Here is a 16,763-nt window from a genome sequence, read left to right on the forward strand (position 1 = left end):
GGAGTGGGTCACGCCGCCTTGTCCGCGGCCTCGGCCAGCATGGCGAGGTAGTCGTCCAGCACGTACGAGATCGACAGCGGGGTCGGGTTCGCGGCGGTGCCGAGCGGCGTGGAGGGCAGGCGCACGATGGCGTCGTTCGCGACGGCCGGGATCTGCGAGAGCAGCGGGTCGGCCTTGAGGGTGTTCACGAGCTCGTCGTCGCCGTAGGTCACGATGACGTCGACGTCGTTGAACGCGTCGGCCTGCTCGGCGCTCTGGGTGAGCGAGAACGCGTCGGTGGTCGCCGAGGCGGTCGCGATGCTCTCCGGCGTGGTCAGGCCGAGGTCCTCGAAGAAGGCCGGGCGGGTGTCGTGCGTCGTGTAGAAGCTGACCTGGCTGAGGTCGGTCGGGTCGACGTGGGTGAGGAACATCGCCGAGGCGCCGGCGAGCTGCGGGTGCGCGGCGACCTTCTCCTCGATCTCGGTCTCGAGCTCGCCGATCAGCGCGGCGCCCTCGTCGGCCATGCCCATCGCCTCGCTGTTGAAGGTGATGGTGTCGCGCCAGGAGGTGCCCCAGGCGGTCTCGGGGTAGGCGACGACGGGCGCGATCTCGGTCAGCGTGTCGTAGTCCTCCTGCGTGAGGCCGGAGTAGGCGGCGAGGATCACGTCGGGCTGGGTGTCGGCGACGGCCTCGAAGTCGATGCCGTCGGTCTCGTCGAAGAGGACGGGGGTCTCGCCGCCGAGCTCCTCGAGCTTCTCGGACACCCAGGGGAGCAGTCCGTCGCCGTCGTCGTCGCCGAAGTTCGCGGCGGCCATGCCGACCGGGACCACGCCGAGCGCGAGCGGGACCTCGTGGTTGGCCCAGTTGACGGTCGCGACGCGCTCCGGCTGCGACTCGATGGTCGTGGTGCCGAGGGCGTGCTCGATGGTGATCGGCTCGAAGCCGGAGTCGGCGGTGTCGGAGCCGGCCGCGGCGGACGAGCAGCCGGCGAGGCCGACGGTGAGCAGGGCGGTCGCGACGAGCGCGAGCGACTTGGTGGCGCGGGGCATTGTTCCCTTTCGGAAGGCTGTGGTCGTGGCGCGCAACGAGCGACGGACGCCGTGCACTAAGGACAGCCTAACCAAAGAATGTGCAGGCTCTCAGCCGGAAAGGGCCGGGACGTCCCTACCTCAGGCGGTGACGAGCTTCTCCACGGTGCGGAGGTTGCGGGTCGTCGTGGTCGAGCGGAAGACCGCGCGGGCCAGGATCTTGGCGGCCGGAGTGTCGGTGGAGGAGCCCTTCGGGCAGCGCCAGTAGAGGACGCCGTCGCCGCGGGCGAGCAGCTCGACGGCCGGGTCGGTCGCGCCGACCGCGGACTCGGCCGCGTCCAGGGCGGCGGAGTCGGAGCCGAAGACGACGTAGGGGTGCGCGGTCTCGTCGATCCGCTCGAACGGGTAGGCGGCGGCGGCCGCGGCGAGCGCCTCCTGCGTGACGAGGACGATCCAGGCGTCGTAGCCGAAGCGCTCGCCGAGGGCCGCCTCCAGCGCGGGCTTCAGCTCGGCGGGGTCGCGGTCGGAGTCGAAGGCTGCGTTGCCGCTGGCGAGCACGGTGCGGACGGCCGTGCCGCCGACGCTCGCGACGGTGGCGGCGAGGTCCGTGCTGTGGACGGTGCGGCCGTTGACGTTCACTCCGCGGAGGAGGGCGACGAGGCGGGTCATGCCGCCGACGGTAGCGTGGCGGGATGGCGCGCGGTGGACGGATCTTCGGGAGCGGTGCGGGGCGGGCGGGATCGGACACGGGCTCGGACACGCTCGAGGCGGCGATCCTGCGCGCGAGCGCCCGTGGGCCCGGCGCGCGGACCCGGGCGGAGATCGTGCCGCCGTCGGGGCGGCACCTCGTGCTGCCGTCGACCTCGGGGACCGTGCTCGCCGTGGACGTCGACGCGCTGGTGGCGCTGGCCGCCTCGGAGGACCTGCTGATCGCGCTGGAGCGGCGGCCCGGCGACTTCGCCGTGGCGGCGACTCCGCTGCTCTCGTGGTGGTCGGCGGACGAGACGGTGCCGGACGAGGAGACGGAGCGACGGCTCGACGCGCGTGCGCTCGCCGCGGTGACGCTCGGGCCGGGTCCCGGGACGGATGTGGAGTCGCGGCTGCGCGGGCTCGTCGCGCGGGCGGACGTCGACGGGCTGGCCGCGGCGCTCGCACTGCTGGCCCGGGTGCCGGATCCGCCGGCGGCGTTCCAGGACGCGGACGGCTTCTGGCGGCTGATGGTGCCGGAGGCGCCGTTCGAGCGGCGGCTGCTGCTGGCGCCGGCGGTCGAGGCGCCGGCCGAGCGGGTGCTCCTGCTGCTGCGCGACTGCGGCTTCACGGCGACGCTGCCGCGGCGGCGCGCGGTGATCGCGGCGGCCTGCGCGCAGGTCGTGGCGGCGGCGCCGGACCCCGGGGCGCTCGCCGCACTGGCGGAGGCCGTCGACGACGCGCTGGAGAAGCGCTGGCGCGCGCTCTGACCCACCTCGGGCACGCATCGAGCGACCGCCGCTCCGGCCCCCGGAGCACCCGCGCAGGCCGGGTGCCTAAGCTGGACGGATGTCCCTTCCCGGTCTCGAATTCCGTCGCTTCCCCGCCGCCCTGACCGCCGAGGGCGGACCCGACGCCGCCACGGCCGCCTGGGGCACCGCGATCAACGCGGGCTTCCACGAGAAGGAGTACACGCCGGAGCAGTGGCGCGACTGGGCCGAGCACATGGTCGCCGACCAGCGCGAGCTGACCGCGGTGCACGACTCCGCCTCCCCCGAGGGCATCGACGGCGAGTCCGTCCCTGTCGCCACCTACGCCGCGTTCCCCGGCTCGCTGCAGGTCGGCCGCGGGCGCGAGCTCGCCGCGCACCTCGTCTCGCAGGTCACCGTCCGGGCCACGCACCGCCGCCGCGGGATCCTCCGCGCCATGATCACCGACGACCTGCGCCTGGCCCGCGAGTCGGGCGCCGCGGTCGCCGTGCTCACCGCGAGCGAGGCCTCGATCTACCGCCGATTCGGCTTCGGCCGCTCGGCCTTCACCCGCTCGATCCGCGTCGACACCGGCCCGCGCTTCGCCCTCCAGGTCGAGCCGGCCGGCCGCGTCGAGGTCGTCGCGACGACCTGGCTGCAGTCGCGGGTGGAGGAGGTCTTCCGCGCCTTCCACGCGCGCACCCCCGGCTCGCTGACCCGCCAGTCGCGCTACGCCGCGAACGCCGTCGGCACCGAGCCCGGCGAGACCGCGCCGGGCCGCGCCGTCCGCTCCGCCGTGCACCTCGACGCCGACGGACAGCTCGACGGCTACGTCACCTACAAGGCCGTCGGGCCCGACGAGGACGACCGCACCCTCGAGGTCGTCGACCTCGTCGCCGCGACCGCCGACGCCTACCTCGGGCTCTGGGGCTTCCTCGGTGCCGTCGACCTCGCCTCGACCGTCACCTGGGACATGGCGCCCGTCGACGACCCGCTGACCTGGGCCCTGCGCGACGCGCGCGTCGTGGAGGTGACGAAGGTCGCCGACCTGATCTGGACCCGCGTGCTCGACGTGGCGGCGGCGTTCGGCGCGCGGCCGTGGACGAGCGACGGCACGCTGGTGCTCGCGGTCCGCGACGAGCTCGGCCTCGTCGACGGCACCTACCGCATCACGGTCGAGGGCGGCGAGGGCCGCGTGGAGCGCAGCGACGACGCGGCGACCCTGTCGCTGGACGTCGCCGACCTCGGCACGCTGCTGCTCGGCTCCGCCCGCCCGTCCACGCTGGCGCGGGCCGGCGCGGTGACGCTGGCGGAAGCGGACCACGAGGGCGTCGACCGCTTCTTCTCGCCGATCGCGGCGCCGTACTGCATCTCCTTCTTCTAGGCCGCGCGCAGGGGGAAGCCCTGCTGATCGAGCAGCCCGTGAAGCGGGCGCATCGAGATCCACCAGCGCCGGAAGGGGGGTCTGCAGACCTGCCCTTCTGAGGACGGCGGGTCTCGATACGCCCCTGCGGGGCTACTCGACCAGCATGCAAGCGGGCATCTCTGCCGAATGGATCCGCACCTCATGCTGATCGAGTAGCCCGCGAAGCGGGCGTATCGAGATCCATCAGCGCCGGAACGGGGGTCTGCAGACCTGCCCTTCTGAGGACGGCGGGTCTCGATACGCCCCTGCGGGGTTACTCGACCAGCATGTGGCGGCGCGGCCGCGTCCTTTCGACCAGCATGCAGAGTCCGGGACTCGCAGGGTCCTCCGGGTGTCCCCGCAACCGCGGTCGGTCATGCTGGAGGATCCCGACCCGCGAGGAGTTCCGCATGGGCGCATCCGTGATCGTCGACGCCGTCGTCGTGCTGAGCCTCATCGGCGCGCTCGTCGACGGCCTGCGCCGCGGCTTCCTCCGCACGCTCGGCGGCCTGGCGGGCGTGGTCGCCGGGGCGATCGCCGCCTCCTTCGCCGTTCCCGCGGTCTCCGCCTGGGCGGCCGGCAGCGAGTGGCGGCTGCTCGCCGTGATCGGCACCGCGGTGCTGCTGCTCGGCGTCGGCTACGCGATCGGCGCGACCATCGGCGCCGTCTTCGGCCGCGGCGCCGACAAGGTGAAGCTCGGCCTCCTCGACCGCCTCGCCGGAGGGGTCGCCGGCGTCGCCATCACCGGGCTCGTCTGGATCGCCGTCACCTCGGCGGTCTCGCTGCTCGGCGTGCCGCTGGTCACGACCTCCGTCGCGGGCTCCACCGTCATCCGCACCATCGACGACCTCACGCCCGACCCGGTCCGCGGCTTCCTCGCCCAGCTCCAGTCGACCGTCGTCGACGAGGGCACCTCCTGGATCGTCGAGGCCCTCGACGCCCCGACCGAGGCGCCCGTCATCCCCAGCGTCGCGACGGACGACCCCGAGGTCGCGACCGCCACCGACTCGGTCGTGCGCGTCTCCGGCACCGCCTGGGCCTGCGACGTCGGCGTCACGGGCAGCGGCTTCGTCGTCTCGGACGACCGGGTGGTCACCAACGCGCACGTGGTGGCCGGAGTCTCGCAGCCCGTGGTCGAGGCGCCGAACGAGCCGCCGCGCACCGGCCGCGTCGTCTACCTCGACGCCGCCGCCGACCTCGCGGTCATCGCCGTCGACGGGCTCTCCGCCGCGCCGCTCGCCCTCGACGACGCGGTCCTGGCCGGCGACGACGGCGTGGTGGCGGGCTACCCGTTCGGCGGACCGCTGACCCTCGGCGCCGCGCAGATCTCCTCCGACGCCACCGTCTCGCTGATGGTCGACGGCGCGCCGACCTCGCGCGAGGTGCTGACGCTCGCGGCCCTCGTCAATCAGGGCAACTCCGGTGGACCGCTGCTCTCGCTCGACGGAACCGTCTCGGGCGTGGTGTTCGGCAAGGCCGCCTCGGTCGACAACGTCGGCTACGCGATCCCGCTCTCGGTGCTCGGACCGGTGGCCGCCGAGGCGCCGTCGCTGACCGCGACCGTCGACTCCGGGCCCTGCCGCTCCGCCTGAGCGCGCACTCCCGCGCACAACATCAGCTGAGAAGGGGGTCCCTCGCCCCACAGCGGAGGCACCCCCTTCTCAGCTGATGTTGTGCAGCGCATCCGCGCACACCACGGTCACTCCGCCGGCAGCGGCCCGTCCGTCAGCACCAGCCGCAGCTCGTCGAGCTGCACCACGGTCGGATCGGTCGCCAGGTACTCCTCGACCCGCGGATCCAGCGGGAAGCGCGCCGACTCCTCGATCGCGATCGCGACGATCCCCTCCGACGCCGGATCCGTCGTGTACCGATCGCCGATGTAGGGCACGTAGACCCCCGACGACATCCCCTGCACCAGCACCAGCCCGCCGTCGAGCCCGCGCTCGTGCAGCGCGCCCGCCACCCGCGCGATCCCGGTCGGCCGCTCCTGCGCGATGCCGGCGGAGGTCGCCGCCGCGATCACCAGCGAGGCCACCAGCAGCAGGACGCCGACCGGCCGCGCGATCCGCCACGGCAGCGCGAGCCCGTCGCGCAGCGCCTCGGCGATCCCCACCCCCGCGAGTACACAGAGCAGCCACGCCCACGCCACGTAGTAGTGCGGCAGCGCGACCGCGCTGATCAGCAGGTGGAAGACCAGCAGGAGCAGCGTCGCGCCCACCAGGTACAGCACCAGCGCCCGCCGCCGCGGCGCGAGCAGCGCCAGCAGCCCGCCGAGCACGAGCACGGCGAGCGCCGCCGGACCGACGCCCGACAGCATGAACCAGAGGTTCGCCCACCACGGCGGGAAGCGGTACGGCGCCCCCGCGACGTCGATCATGTGCCCGCTCGCGTTGTGCTCGCTCTGGAAGTCGAGCAGGTAGCGGATCGCCTCGACCGGGTGCACCGGCAGGTAGGCGAGCACCGCGGTCACGAGGAAGGCGAGCGCGAAGGCCGCGAAGCCCCGGAGCGCCCGGCGGAAGTCGCCGATCAGCAGCAGCGGCACGAGGAACACCGGCGCGAGCGCCAGGGTCGTCAGCTTCGAGGTGACCGACAGCGCGAAGAGGACGCCGGCGAGTCCGATCAGCCCGCCAGTGCGCTCCCCCGCCGCCCCGCGTCGCGCCCAGGCCCAGGCGGCGGCCATCGCGGCGACCGCGAAGAGCACCATGAACGGCTCCAGGAGCGCGAGCCGGTCGATCCGGGTGCCGCCGGTCGCGGTGGTCCGCGGGAAGAGGAGGAACAGGCCGGCCGGGATCAGCGCGAGGACGGTGCCGAGCTCGCGCTTCAGCCAGAACCAGAGGATGACGCCGGTGAGGAGGGTCGCCGCGCCGGCCGCGATCCGCCCCGCGAGCAGGCCCTCGCCGAGCAGGACCTGCGCGAGTCCGATCAGGTACTTCGCGGTCGGCGGGTGCTCGAGATTGGGCGACACGTCGCCGTGCAGGTAGCTCCAGCCGGCGGAGAGGTAGACGGGCTCGTCCGAGGAGACGTTCGCGGCGCCGAGGTTGCCGAAGCACTGGTAGAGCGCCCAGAGGAGGGTCGCGAGGACGGCCGCTGACCGCGCCGCGCCGATCCGCCGCGCTGTGCCGACGGCCCGCGCCGTCTCGCTCCCGCGCGCCGTGCCGATCCCCCGCTCCACCCGGCCGATCCTAGGCGGTGCCCGATCGACGGGCAGGACGCCCGGAGGCCGCCCCCGAGCGCCGAGCGCCCGCCCCGGTAGGATCGTCGCGCATCCCCACCCTCTCTCCTGGAGCCTCCAGCACATGGCAGACAGCCGCACCGCAGACGCCCGCATCGCCGTTCCCGACACCACCGCGAACGCGGCCGTCACTCCCGAGAAGGAGCAGCCCTACGCGGCGCTGGGGCTGAAGCCCGACGAGTACGCGAGCATCCGCGAGATCCTCGGCCGGCGCCCCACGAGCGGCGAGCTGGCGATGTACTCGGTGATGTGGAGCGAGCACTGCTCCTACAAGTCGTCGAAGATGTACCTCCGCCAGTTCGGGCAGAAGGTCTCGCCCGCCATGAAGAAGAACCTCATGGTCGGCATGGGCGAGAACGCCGGAGTGGTCGACGTGGGCGAGGGCTGGGCCGTCACCTTCAAGATCGAGAGCCACAACCACCCCAGCTACATCGAGCCGTTCCAGGGCGCGGCCACCGGCGTCGGCGGCATCGTCCGCGACATCATCTCGATGGGCGCCCGCCCCGTCGCCGTGATGGACGCCCTGCGCTTCGGCGACATCGACGATCCGGACACCGCGCGCGTCGTGCACGGCGTGGTCGCCGGCATCTCCTTCTACGCGAACTGCCTCGGCCTGCCGAACATCGGCGGCGAGACGTACTTCGACTCCGTCTACCAGGGCAACCCGCTCGTCAACGCGCTCGCGGTGGGCGTCCTCCGCCACGAGGACCTGCACCTCGCCAACGCCCGCGGCGTCGGCAACAAGGTCGTGCTGTTCGGCGCGCGCACCGGCGGCGACGGCATCGGCGGCGCGTCGATCCTCGCCTCCGACAGCTTCGCCGACGGCGGCCCGACCAAGCGGCCCGCCGTGCAGGTCGGCGACCCGTTCGCCGAGAAGGTGCTCATCGAGTGCTGCCTCGAGCTGTTCCGCAAGGACCTCGTCGAGGGCATCCAGGACCTCGGCGCGGCCGGCATCTCCTGCGCCACCTCCGAGCTCGCCTCCAACGGCGACGGCGGCATGTTCATCGAGCTCGACTCGGTGCTGCTGCGCGACCCCTCGCTGACGGCCGAGGAGATCCTGATGTCGGAGTCGCAGGAGCGGATGATGGCGGTCGTCCGCCCCGAGAAGCTCGACGCGTTCCTCGAGGTCGTCCGCAAGTGGGACGTCGAGACCAGCGTGCTCGGCGAGGTCACCGACTCCGGCCGGCTCATCATCAACTGGCACGGCGAGGAGATCGTCAACGTCGACCCGCGCACCGTCGCCGTCGACGGCCCGGTCTACGAGCGCCCGATCGCCTACCCCGCCTGGCTCGACGCCCTGCAGGCCGACTCCTCCTCGCGACTGCCGCGCTCGACCGAGGGCGACGCCCTCCGCGCCGAGACCCTCGCGCTGCTCGGCTCCGCGAACCTCGCCGACAAGAGCTGGATCACCTCGCAGTACGACCGCTACGTGCTCGGCAACACCGCGCTGAGCTACCCCGACGACGGCGGCATGGTCCGCGTCGACGAGGAGTCCGGCCTGGGCTTCGCCGTCGCCACCGACGCCAACGGCCGCTGGTGCCAGCTCGACCCCGCGCAGGGCGCGCGCCTCGCGCTCGCCGAGGCGTTCCGCAACGTCGCCGTCACCGGAGCGACGCCCGTCGCCGTCTCGGACTGCCTCAACTTCGGCAGCCCGGAGAACCCCGAGGTGATGTGGCAGTTCCGCGAGGCCGTCGGCGCGCTCGCCGACGCGTGCCTCGAGCTCGAGATCCCCGTCACCGGCGGCAACGTCTCGTTCTACAACCAGACCGGCGACGTGCCGATCTTCCCGACCCCCGTCGTCGGCGTGCTCGGCGTCATCGACGACGTCGCCCGCCGCATCCCCTCCGGCTGGCAGGACGAGGGCGACAACGTCTACCTCCTCGGCGTCACCCGCGACGAGCTCGACGGCTCCGCCTGGGCCGGCACCGTGCACGACCACCTCGGCGGCCGTCCCCCGCAGCTCGACCTCGCCGCCGAGAAGTCGCTCGCCGAGCTGATCGCGGCCGGCTCGACCGAGTCGCTGATCGCCTCCGCGCACGACCTCGCCGACGGCGGACTCGTCGTCGCGCTGGCCGAGTCCGCGCTGCGCTTCGGTGTCGGCGTGCGGATCTGGCTCGACGAGCTGATGGAGCGCGACGGCGTCGACGCCACGGCAGCCCTCTTCTCGGAGTCGACCGGCCGCGTGCTGGTGTCCGTGCCGCGCGAGGACGACGTGAAGTTCCGCGGGCTCTGCGAGGGCCGGGGCTACCCCGTGCTCCGGATCGGCGTCACCGACGCCGAGTCCCCCGTCGTCGAGGTCCAGGGCCTCTTCGCGGTGCCACTCGAGGAGCTGCGCACCGTGAACGGCGCCGTGCTGCCGTCCCGCTTCGCCTGACGCCGGGCGGCTCCGCTCCGGAGCCCACCCCACCCTCCAAAAGTTGCGGTAGTCGCGCGCCGCTACCGGAACTTTCGAGGAGTCGCCCGCGCCACCCGCCGGGGCCTCCGGCCGAGCCTCCAGAAGTTGCGGTAGTCGCGCGCCGCTACCGCAACTTTTGAGGAGTGGGGCGGGCGAGTCTCCGCGGGTGCGTCGCGGGTGCGCAGAAGTTGTCGTGCTCGGGAAGCGCGTACGACAATTCTTGAGGAGTGGCGCCGGGACTGGAGCGCGGGTTCCGGGATTACGGAATGTTTGCAATAGTGGAGGCATGACCTCCGAACGTGATCTCGCCGGCGAGCTCGACGAGCTGCGGGAGCGGGTGGCGCGGCTCGAGGGGGCCGCGCTCGGCGCGACGCCCGGCAGCACCGCGGCCGCCCCGGCGCAGGACGACCCGTTCTGGGCGCTCACCGCGCTCAAGGAGCGGCTGCCCTCGCCGGGCGGGGTCGTCTTCGCGGGTGCCGTCGCCACTCCGGCCGGGCCGGTCGAGTGGCAGTACGGCCTCAGCACCGACGCGTTCTTCGAGCGCGACTGGGGGTCGAGCCCGGGCCCGGCGGCGCTGGCCGCGCTGGGCAGCCCGGTGCGCCTGCGCTTCCTGCAGGCCGTCGCGGGCGGAGTCGAGACGGTCGCGCAGCTCGCCGAGAGCGAGGGTGCCGGCACGACCGGCCAGATCTACCACCACGTCAACCAGCTGGTCGCGGCGGGCTGGCTCGAGGCGCGAGGGCGCGGGCGCTACGGCATCCCGCCCGAGCGGCTGGTGCCCCTGCTGACGATCCTTCTCGCCGCAGGAGGTCCCCGATGAGAACCCGAACCCGCGTGATCGCCGCCGCCGCGGCCGTCGCCGTGCTCGGCGGCGGGGTGCTGCTGCGCCCGCCGGCACCCCGGCTCTCGGACGAGCGCACCGGCGACGCCGCGATCGCCCAGTGGCTGTCCGAGCAGGCCGACGGCACGCGCGACCGGCTCGTCGCCGCGGTCGTCACTCCCGACGGCGTCCGCTTCGCGGGCCTCGGCGCCGACGAGAGCACGGAGGTCGAGATCGGCTCGGTGACCAAGACGATGACGGCGCTGCTCCTCGCGCAGAGCGTTGACACCGGGACGGTCGCCCTCTCCGATCGCGCCGGCGACCACGCGGAGCTGGGCGGCTTCGACGGCACGCTGGAGGAGCTGGCGAGCCATCGCTCCGGGCTCCCGCGCCTGTCCTCGGCCCCGCTGGACCTGGTGGCGACGCTCGTCGCGCAGCTGCGCGGCGTCGATCCGTACACGACCTTCTCGCCGGACGACGTCCTGCGCCAGGCGGCGAGCGCCGGCGGCGGAACGGACGAGGTCGCGTACTCCAACCTGGGTGTCGCCGTCCTGGGGCAGACCCTCGCCCGGGCGGAGGGAGCCGACTACGCGGATCTGGTCCGGGAGCGGATCTTCACGCCGCTCGGGATGACCGGCAGCTCGGTCCCCGTCTCGGCGGACGCCCTCGCGCCGGACGCGCCCACGGGCTACTCCGAGAGCGGCCGCGCGGTCGGCCCGTGGACGCTCGAGGGCTACGCGCCGGCGGGAGGCGTCCGCTCGACCGCCGCGGACATGGCGCGGTATGCGAGCGCCCTGCTCACCGACGACCCCGCACTCGGCGTTCCGGCCGCGACCGCTCTCGAGCCGCGCTTCGACGCCGGCGACGGCGACCGCATCGGCCTCACCTGGTTCACCTCCCCGGTGGACGACGGCGGCTCGACGACCTGGCACAACGGCGGCACCGCCGGCTACGCGACCATGCTCGCGCTGGATCGGGAGCGCGGCGTCGCCGTCTTCGTCAACTCGAGCACCGCGACCTCGGTCGACGCGCTCGGCCTCGACCTGCTCGCCCACGTCCTGGAGGAGGAGGCATGATCCTCGCCACGCTGATCGCCCTCGCCGTCGCGGTCTTCACCGTCGGCCGCTTCGCGCTCGGGAGCATCCCCTCGCGCCGCACCGCTGCGCATCTCGACCGCGACCGCCTGCGCGTGCTCACCCGCGGCGTCGAGTCGGCGCTCGTGCTGCTGCTGGTGCGGGTGCTCGCCGACTGGACGCTGGTGACCCTCGTGCCGTGGTTCGCGCTCGTGGCGCTGGCGGCGGCCGGGGCAGCGGGCGCCGTCGTGCGCTGGAAGGCCCTCCCCTGGCTCGAGGACCCGTCGAAGCGCCGCGCCCGGACCACCGGCTTCGCCGGCACGGTCGCCCTCTCGGCCGTGCTCGTCGGCGCGATCGGGCTCTGACCGACGCGCCGCCCATGGTGGTCGAGCAGCCCCGCAGGGGCGTATCGAGACCCACCACCGCCAGCAGGGCGGGACTGCAGACCCGACTCCCGGTGACGCGGGATCTCGATACGCGCGCTCCGCGGGCTACTCGATCAGCATGAGTCGGCAGCCGCCTCGATCAGCAGGAGTCGGCAGCCGCCTCGATCAGCAGGATCATGCGGGCGCCTGCGCCCCATGCTGGTCGAGTAGCCCCGCAGGGGCGTATCGAGACCAACGGCCGGCAGGACGACCGGCTCAGCCGGCCTGGGTCGGCAGCGGCTCGGGCTCGGCGTTGTCGAGGACGCGGCCGTTCTGGTCGCCGACGGTCAGGACCGTCGACGGGCTGAGGTTGAGGGTGTCGCCGCCGAAGAGGCTGCTCAGGGTGACGCCGTCGCGGCGGACGGAGTTCAGGGCGTCGAGGTAGTCGGCGCTGACGCAGAAGCGGTCGGCGATCCGGGCCGGGTTGTCACCGGCGGCGACGACATAGGCGGCGGGCGTGCCGTCGGTCGCGGTGCGCACCGTGCCGGCCGCGCCCTCGCGGGTCCCCCGGTCGCGCACGACCTCGAGGTCGACGTCGCCGATCGAGCCGCCGCCGGCGAGGTCGGAGATCACGCACTCGCCGGTCGCGGCGACGGGCACCGGCGCGAGCGAGACGCTCGGCACGGGACGCGGACCGGCGTCGACGCTCGGCGCGGTCGTGGCGGTCGCGGAGCTCGCCGCACCGGCCTCGGCGGTCGGCGCCGCGTCCGGGATGTCGGCCGCCGACGTGCAGCCGGCGAGCAGGAGGGTGCTCGCGAGCACGATCACGATGCGCTGAGTCGTCTTCGATGCCACTCCCAGACTCTAACCCGCAGCGCGATTGACCTCCTCCCCCGCTGAATCCCATCGCCGACGCCTGTTGGACACCGGGCCCGCGACGGCGTCAACTGGAGGCATGCAGTACACGAATCTCGGCCGCACCGGTCTGTCCGTCTCCCGCGCCGTCCTGGGCACCATGAACTTCGGCCCGGAGACGAGCGAGCCCGACTCGTTCGCGATCATGGACCGCGCGCACGAGCTCGGCGTCAACTTCTTCGACACCGCGAACGTCTACGGCGGCGAGGGCGGACGCGGCGCGACGGAGGAGATCGTCGGCCGCTGGTTCGCGCAGGGCGGCGAGCGCCGCGAGCGCACCGTCCTCGCGACCAAGCTCTACGGCGACATGGAGCAGCACGCCGCTCCCGGCGCCGAGCGCGGTCGCGACTCCTGGCCCAACGGCGGGCGCCTCTCCGCGCTCAACATCCGCCGCGCGCTCGACGACAGCCTGCGCCGCCTGCAGACCGACCACATCGACCTGTACCAGTTCCACCACGTCGACCGCACGACGCCGTGGGACGAGATCTGGCAGGCGATGGAGGTCGCCGTGCAGCAGGGCAAGGTCCTCTACGTCGGCTCGAGCAACTTCGCCGGCTGGCACATCGCGCAGGCGCAGGAGGCGGCGCGCGACCGCCGCTTCACCGGCCTCTCCTCCGAGCAGTCCATCTACAACCTGCTCGTCCGCGACATCGAGCGCGAGGTCCTGCCCGCCGCCCAGCACTACGGGCTCGGCGTCATCCCCTGGTCGCCGCTGCAGGGCGGGCTGCTCGGCGGCGTGATCGAGAAGACGGAGTCGGGCAGCCGTCGCGCCTCCGCCCGCTCGCTCGAGGCGATCGAGAAGAACCGCCCCGCGCTGGAGCAGTACGAGGCCTTCGCCCGCGAGCGCGGGATCGCGCCGGGGGAGCTCGCGCTCGCCTGGCTGCTGCACCAGCCGGGCGTCACCGGTCCGATCACCGGGCCGCGCACGATGGAGCAGCTCGAGAGCGCCGTCGCGGCCGTCGACATCGCGCTCGAGCCCGCGGATCTCGCCCGCCTCGACGAGATCTTCCCCGGGCACCGCACGGCGCCGGAGGACTACGCCTGGTGAGCCTCCCGCCCCGCTGATCGAGCGGGGCGCTCCCCTTCCACGCTGATCGAGCAGCCTGCGCACCGAGCGCATTTCATGCTGATCGAGCAGCCTGCGCAGCGGGCGTATCGAGATCCACCACCGCCGGAACTCGAGTCTGCAGACCCGCCCCTCCGACAACGGTGGTCTCGATACGCCCCTCCGGGGCTACTCGACCAGCATGACGATCTCCCGTCCCATGACACCCCCTACCCGGAAAGAGACCCCATGAAGCAGCGCAGCATCGGCGACATCGGCGTCGGCAGCATCGGACTCGGCGGCATGCCGATGTCGATCGAGGGCCGCCCCGACCGCGAGCGGTCGATCGCCACGATCCACGCCGCCCTCGACGCCGGCGTCACCCTCATCGACACGGCGGACGCCTACCACCAGGGCGGCGACGCCGACCTCGGCCACAACGAGCTGCTCATCGCGGAGGCGCTCCGCGGTTACGGCGGCGACACCTCCGGGGTGCTCGTCGCCACCAAGGGCGGCCACCTCCGCCCCGAGCCGGGAGTCTGGACGCAGGACGGCCGCCCCGAGTACCTCAAGGAGGCGGCCCGCGCCTCCGCGCAGCGCCTCGGCGTCGACGCGATCGGCCTCTACCAGTACCACCGCCCCGACCCCGAGGTGCCCTACGCCGACTCGATCGGCGCGCTCGCCGAGCTGCTCGACGAGGGAGTGATCCTCCGCGCCGGCATCTCGAACGCCGACCCGGACCAGATCCGCGAGGCACACGGGATCCTCGGCGACCGCCTGGTCTCCGTGCAGAACCAGTTCTCGCCGAAGTTCCGCTCCAGCGAGCCGGAGCTCGAGCTCTGCGCCGAGCTGGGCCTCGCCTTCCTGCCGTGGAGCCCGCTGGGCGGCATCACCTCGGCCGCCGAGCTGGGCACGTCGTTCGCGGCGTTCGCCACCGTCGCCGAGGCGCACGACGTGTCGCCGCAGGTCGTCTGCCTGGCCTGGGAGCTCGCGAAGTCGCCGACCGTCCTCCCGATCCCCGGCTCCTCGCGCCCCGAGAGCATCCGCGACTCGGCCACGGCGGCCGACCTCGAGCTGACGGCGGAGGAGCTCGCCTCGCTCGACTGAGCGATCGCTTCATGCTGGTCGAGTAGCGCGCAGCGCGTATCGAGACCCACCCACCGGACGACGGCGGATCTCGATACGCCCGCTCCGCGGGCTACTCGATCAGCATGAAGGGGCGGCTCCGAGGGCTGCTCGATCAGCATTGCAGGGGCCCCGCGCGGGCCGTCGATCAGCGCGCGGCGGCGGCCGGCAGGGCCGCGACGAAGGCGCGGGCCGCGGCCGTCGGCCGCTCGGGGAGGGCCACCATCGTGCGCCAGACGAGCAGCGGGTCCTCCAGCGGCACCGCGCGCAGGCCGGCCGGACGCTTCTCGGCGAAGTGCGCCGGCACGACGGCCACGCCCATGCCGTACTCGACGAGGTCGAGCAGGGTGTGCACGTCGTTCACCTCGAGCTCCACCTCGAACGCCAGGCCGTGCGCGGCGAACGCCTGGGCCGCGAGGTGGCTCGCGCCCCAGTGCTCCTGCAGGCCGACGATCGTCTGCCCCTCGAGGTCCGGGATCCGGCAGACCGGCCGGTCGGCCAGCGGATGCTCCGGATGCGCGAGCACCGCGAAGCCCTCACTGGCGAGCGGCCGCGTGACCACTCCCGCCGGCACCGCGCCGATGTCGGCGACCAGCGCGAGATCCAGCCGCCCGCTGCCCACCGCGTCCAGCAGCGTGCCGGACCCGTCATGGGTCAACCGCAGCCCGACGCCCGGGTGCTGCTCCCGGAAGGTCGCGAGCTCGCGCGGCAGGTGCACGCCGCCCAGGCACTCCTCGGTGCCGACCGCGAGACTCCCCCGCAGCACGCCCTGCACCGCCAGCACGGCGTCGCGGGCGGCGAGCGCGCTGGCGACCGACTGCTCCGACTCCGCGAGCATCGCCCGGCCGGCCGGCGTCAGCTCGACCCGGCGGGTGCTCCGGGTGAACAGCGGGCTGCCCAGCTCGCTCTCGAGCGCCCGGATCGACGCCGACAGGCCCGACTGCGAGATCTGCAGGGCGCTCGCCGCGCGGGTGAAGTGCTGCTCCTTCGCGACGGCGAGGAAGTGTTCGAGCTGGCGCAGTTCCATGGGTCCATCCTCCTCGCGCGCGGGCACCACCGGGACCGGTTGCGCCGGCGGCTCAGCGCCCCACGACCCAGCGCCCGACGGCTCAGCGCCTGACGACCCAGCGCCGGACGGCTCCGCGCCCGACGGACCGGCCCACCCGGCCTAGCGCTCCGCCGAGATCGCCAGCACCACGTCGGTGAGCGTCGCCCGGAGCCGCTCGAGCGCGGCCTCCTCCGAGTCGCCCTCGAGGATCGAGGTCTTCACCGCGTCGTCGTAGCTCGCGATCAGCAGGCGGACGGCCGTGGTCGGCGCCAGCGAGAAGTCGCGGTGCACCTGCTGCAGCGCCCCCCGCACGATGTCGACGAGGGTCGCGTCGAAGCCCGCCCGGAAGGCGCTGTACTGCGGAGCGATCGCCGCGTCGCGCAGCGCGAGCAGCTCGAACTCGGACTGCACGACGCACCAGCGCCGGCTGTCGGTGAACGGCCCCTGCAGGAAGTCGAGGATGACGACCGCGAGCGTCTCGGGGGTGAGCGGCTCGTCCGATTCGGCGACCTTGGGGATCGTGCGCCCCATCTGCTCGACCAGCCCGTCCAGGCGGGCGCCGTTCTCCCGCTGCATCAGCGCGAAGAACAGCTCCTCCTTCGTGGAGAAGTTGGAGTAGAAGGCGCCGCGGCTGAACCCCGCGCGCTCGCAGATCTGCTCGACCGAGGCGGTGTGCACGCCGGTCTCGGCGAAGACGTCGTACGCGGCGTCGAGGAGCCGCTCGCGCGTCCGACCCCGGCGGGAGGTCTCGACGGAGTCGGTCATCCTGAGTCCTTCCCGGGCGGGCGTCGGCGGTGTTGAGATACATCACTGTATCGGATACATTCGCGTATCGGATACGTTCGTGTATCGAGCACGGTCGTGCATCGAGCACGTCGCCTCCCGCGCGTTCGTGCTGAC

General features: G+C 73.4%; 15 protein-coding genes. 9 read left to right on the top strand and 6 right to left on the bottom strand.

The genetic code is table 11. The features are described from left to right. Positions 1-8: 8 nt before the first annotated feature. Entirely contained in the window at positions 9-1,028 is a 1,020-nt protein-coding gene (locus MT353_RS16600; protein WP_243599311.1) for an iron-siderophore ABC transporter substrate-binding protein, read from the bottom strand. Between the two features lie 120 nt (positions 1,029-1,148). After that, positions 1,149-1,676: a DUF1697 domain-containing protein gene (locus MT353_RS16605; protein ID WP_243625356.1), complete on the bottom strand. Its 528-nt coding sequence runs from the start codon at positions 1,674-1,676 to the stop codon at positions 1,149-1,151. Between the two features lie 23 nt (positions 1,677-1,699). On the opposite strand from MT353_RS16605, the gene MT353_RS16610 reads away from it, so the two are divergent. The 3 genes from MT353_RS16610 to MT353_RS16620 all read left to right on the top strand — a co-directional run bounded on the left by MT353_RS16610 (position 1,700) and on the right by MT353_RS16620 (position 5,440). Next, a complete protein-coding gene (locus tag MT353_RS16610; RefSeq protein ID WP_243625357.1) occupies positions 1,700-2,464 on the top strand; it encodes a DUF2254 family protein in 765 nt (254 codons plus the stop codon). A 79-nt stretch (positions 2,465-2,543) separates the two neighbouring features. Continuing rightward, on the top strand, positions 2,544-3,827 hold the full coding sequence (locus MT353_RS16615; protein WP_243615213.1) for a GNAT family N-acetyltransferase: 1,284 nt from the start codon (positions 2,544-2,546) through the stop codon (positions 3,825-3,827). Positions 3,828-4,258: 431 nt separating this feature from the next. Further along, positions 4,259-5,440, top strand: coding sequence for a MarP family serine protease (locus tag MT353_RS16620; protein ID WP_243581364.1), 1,182 nt, complete (start codon positions 4,259-4,261; stop codon positions 5,438-5,440). A gap of 107 nt (positions 5,441-5,547) precedes the next feature. On the opposite strand, the gene MT353_RS16625 is transcribed toward MT353_RS16620, so the two are convergent. Further along, a complete protein-coding gene (locus MT353_RS16625; protein ID WP_243625358.1) occupies positions 5,548-7,020 on the bottom strand; it encodes a glycosyltransferase family 39 protein in 1,473 nt (490 codons plus the stop codon). Positions 7,021-7,144: 124 nt separating this feature from the next. On the opposite strand from MT353_RS16625, the gene purL reads away from it, so the two are divergent. From purL to MT353_RS16645, 4 genes are all read left to right on the top strand, one after another. Continuing rightward, on the top strand, positions 7,145-9,454 hold the full coding sequence (gene purL, locus MT353_RS16630; protein WP_243625359.1) for a phosphoribosylformylglycinamidine synthase subunit PurL: 2,310 nt from the start codon (positions 7,145-7,147) through the stop codon (positions 9,452-9,454). 307 nt (positions 9,455-9,761) lie between these two features. Next, positions 9,762-10,292, top strand: coding sequence for a helix-turn-helix transcriptional regulator (locus MT353_RS16635; protein WP_243625360.1), 531 nt, complete (start codon positions 9,762-9,764; stop codon positions 10,290-10,292). Beyond that, the gene (locus MT353_RS16640; protein ID WP_243625361.1) at positions 10,289-11,368 is read left to right on the top strand and encodes a serine hydrolase; all 1,080 of its coding nucleotides are present in this window, start codon (positions 10,289-10,291) and stop codon (positions 11,366-11,368) included. Before MT353_RS16635 ends, MT353_RS16640 begins: the two co-directional genes overlap by 4 nt. After that, on the top strand, positions 11,365-11,730 hold the full coding sequence (locus tag MT353_RS16645; protein ID WP_243599320.1) for a hypothetical protein: 366 nt from the start codon (positions 11,365-11,367) through the stop codon (positions 11,728-11,730). The genes MT353_RS16640 and MT353_RS16645 overlap by 4 nt, the downstream gene beginning before the upstream one ends. A gap of 276 nt (positions 11,731-12,006) precedes the next feature. Here MT353_RS16645 and MT353_RS16650 read toward each other — a convergent pair whose 3' ends face one another. Further along, on the bottom strand, positions 12,007-12,585 hold the full coding sequence (locus tag MT353_RS16650) for a hypothetical protein (RefSeq protein WP_243615219.1): 579 nt from the start codon (positions 12,583-12,585) through the stop codon (positions 12,007-12,009). 100 nt (positions 12,586-12,685) lie between these two features. On the opposite strand from MT353_RS16650, the gene MT353_RS16655 reads away from it, so the two are divergent. Then, positions 12,686-13,693 (top strand): aldo/keto reductase, encoded by a 1,008-nt coding sequence (locus MT353_RS16655; protein WP_123705988.1) that lies wholly within the window; start codon positions 12,686-12,688, stop codon positions 13,691-13,693. Positions 13,694-13,939: 246 nt separating this feature from the next. Then, entirely contained in the window at positions 13,940-14,797 is an 858-nt protein-coding gene (locus tag MT353_RS16660; RefSeq protein ID WP_243625362.1) for an aldo/keto reductase, read from the top strand. A gap of 166 nt (positions 14,798-14,963) precedes the next feature. On the opposite strand, the gene MT353_RS16665 is transcribed toward MT353_RS16660, so the two are convergent. Next, positions 14,964-15,842, bottom strand: coding sequence for a LysR family transcriptional regulator (locus tag MT353_RS16665; RefSeq protein WP_243599323.1), 879 nt, complete (start codon positions 15,840-15,842; stop codon positions 14,964-14,966). 141 nt (positions 15,843-15,983) lie between these two features. Beyond that, positions 15,984-16,628, bottom strand: a complete 645-nt coding sequence (locus MT353_RS16670; RefSeq protein ID WP_123447102.1) for a TetR/AcrR family transcriptional regulator — start codon at positions 16,626-16,628, stop codon at positions 15,984-15,986. Between the last annotated feature and the right edge of the window lie 135 nt (positions 16,629-16,763).

This window comes from Rathayibacter sp. VKM Ac-2927, from assembly GCF_022815525.1.
Classification (GTDB): domain Bacteria; phylum Actinomycetota; class Actinomycetes; order Actinomycetales; family Microbacteriaceae; genus Rathayibacter; species Rathayibacter festucae.

Coding starts and splice junctions, on each gene's coding strand:
- MT353_RS16620 (WP_243581364.1), top strand. CDS start 4,259: ATGGGCGCATCCGTGATCGTCGACGCCGTCGTCGTGCTGAGCCTCATC.
- MT353_RS16615 (WP_243615213.1), top strand. CDS start 2,544: ATGTCCCTTCCCGGTCTCGAATTCCGTCGCTTCCCCGCCGCCCTGACC.
- MT353_RS16605 (WP_243625356.1), bottom strand. CDS start 1,676: ATGACCCGCCTCGTCGCCCTCCTCCGCGGAGTGAACGTCAACGGCCGC.
- MT353_RS16660 (WP_243625362.1), top strand. CDS start 13,940: ATGAAGCAGCGCAGCATCGGCGACATCGGCGTCGGCAGCATCGGACTC.
- MT353_RS16665 (WP_243599323.1), bottom strand. CDS start 15,842: ATGGAACTGCGCCAGCTCGAACACTTCCTCGCCGTCGCGAAGGAGCAG.
- MT353_RS16600 (WP_243599311.1), bottom strand. CDS start 1,028: ATGCCCCGCGCCACCAAGTCGCTCGCGCTCGTCGCGACCGCCCTGCTC.
- MT353_RS16655 (WP_123705988.1), top strand. CDS start 12,686: ATGCAGTACACGAATCTCGGCCGCACCGGTCTGTCCGTCTCCCGCGCC.
- MT353_RS16670 (WP_123447102.1), bottom strand. CDS start 16,628: ATGACCGACTCCGTCGAGACCTCCCGCCGGGGTCGGACGCGCGAGCGG.
- purL (WP_243625359.1), top strand. CDS start 7,145: ATGGCAGACAGCCGCACCGCAGACGCCCGCATCGCCGTTCCCGACACC.
- MT353_RS16610 (WP_243625357.1), top strand. CDS start 1,700: ATGGCGCGCGGTGGACGGATCTTCGGGAGCGGTGCGGGGCGGGCGGGA.
- MT353_RS16640 (WP_243625361.1), top strand. CDS start 10,289: ATGAGAACCCGAACCCGCGTGATCGCCGCCGCCGCGGCCGTCGCCGTG.
- MT353_RS16635 (WP_243625360.1), top strand. CDS start 9,762: ATGACCTCCGAACGTGATCTCGCCGGCGAGCTCGACGAGCTGCGGGAG.
- MT353_RS16645 (WP_243599320.1), top strand. CDS start 11,365: ATGATCCTCGCCACGCTGATCGCCCTCGCCGTCGCGGTCTTCACCGTC.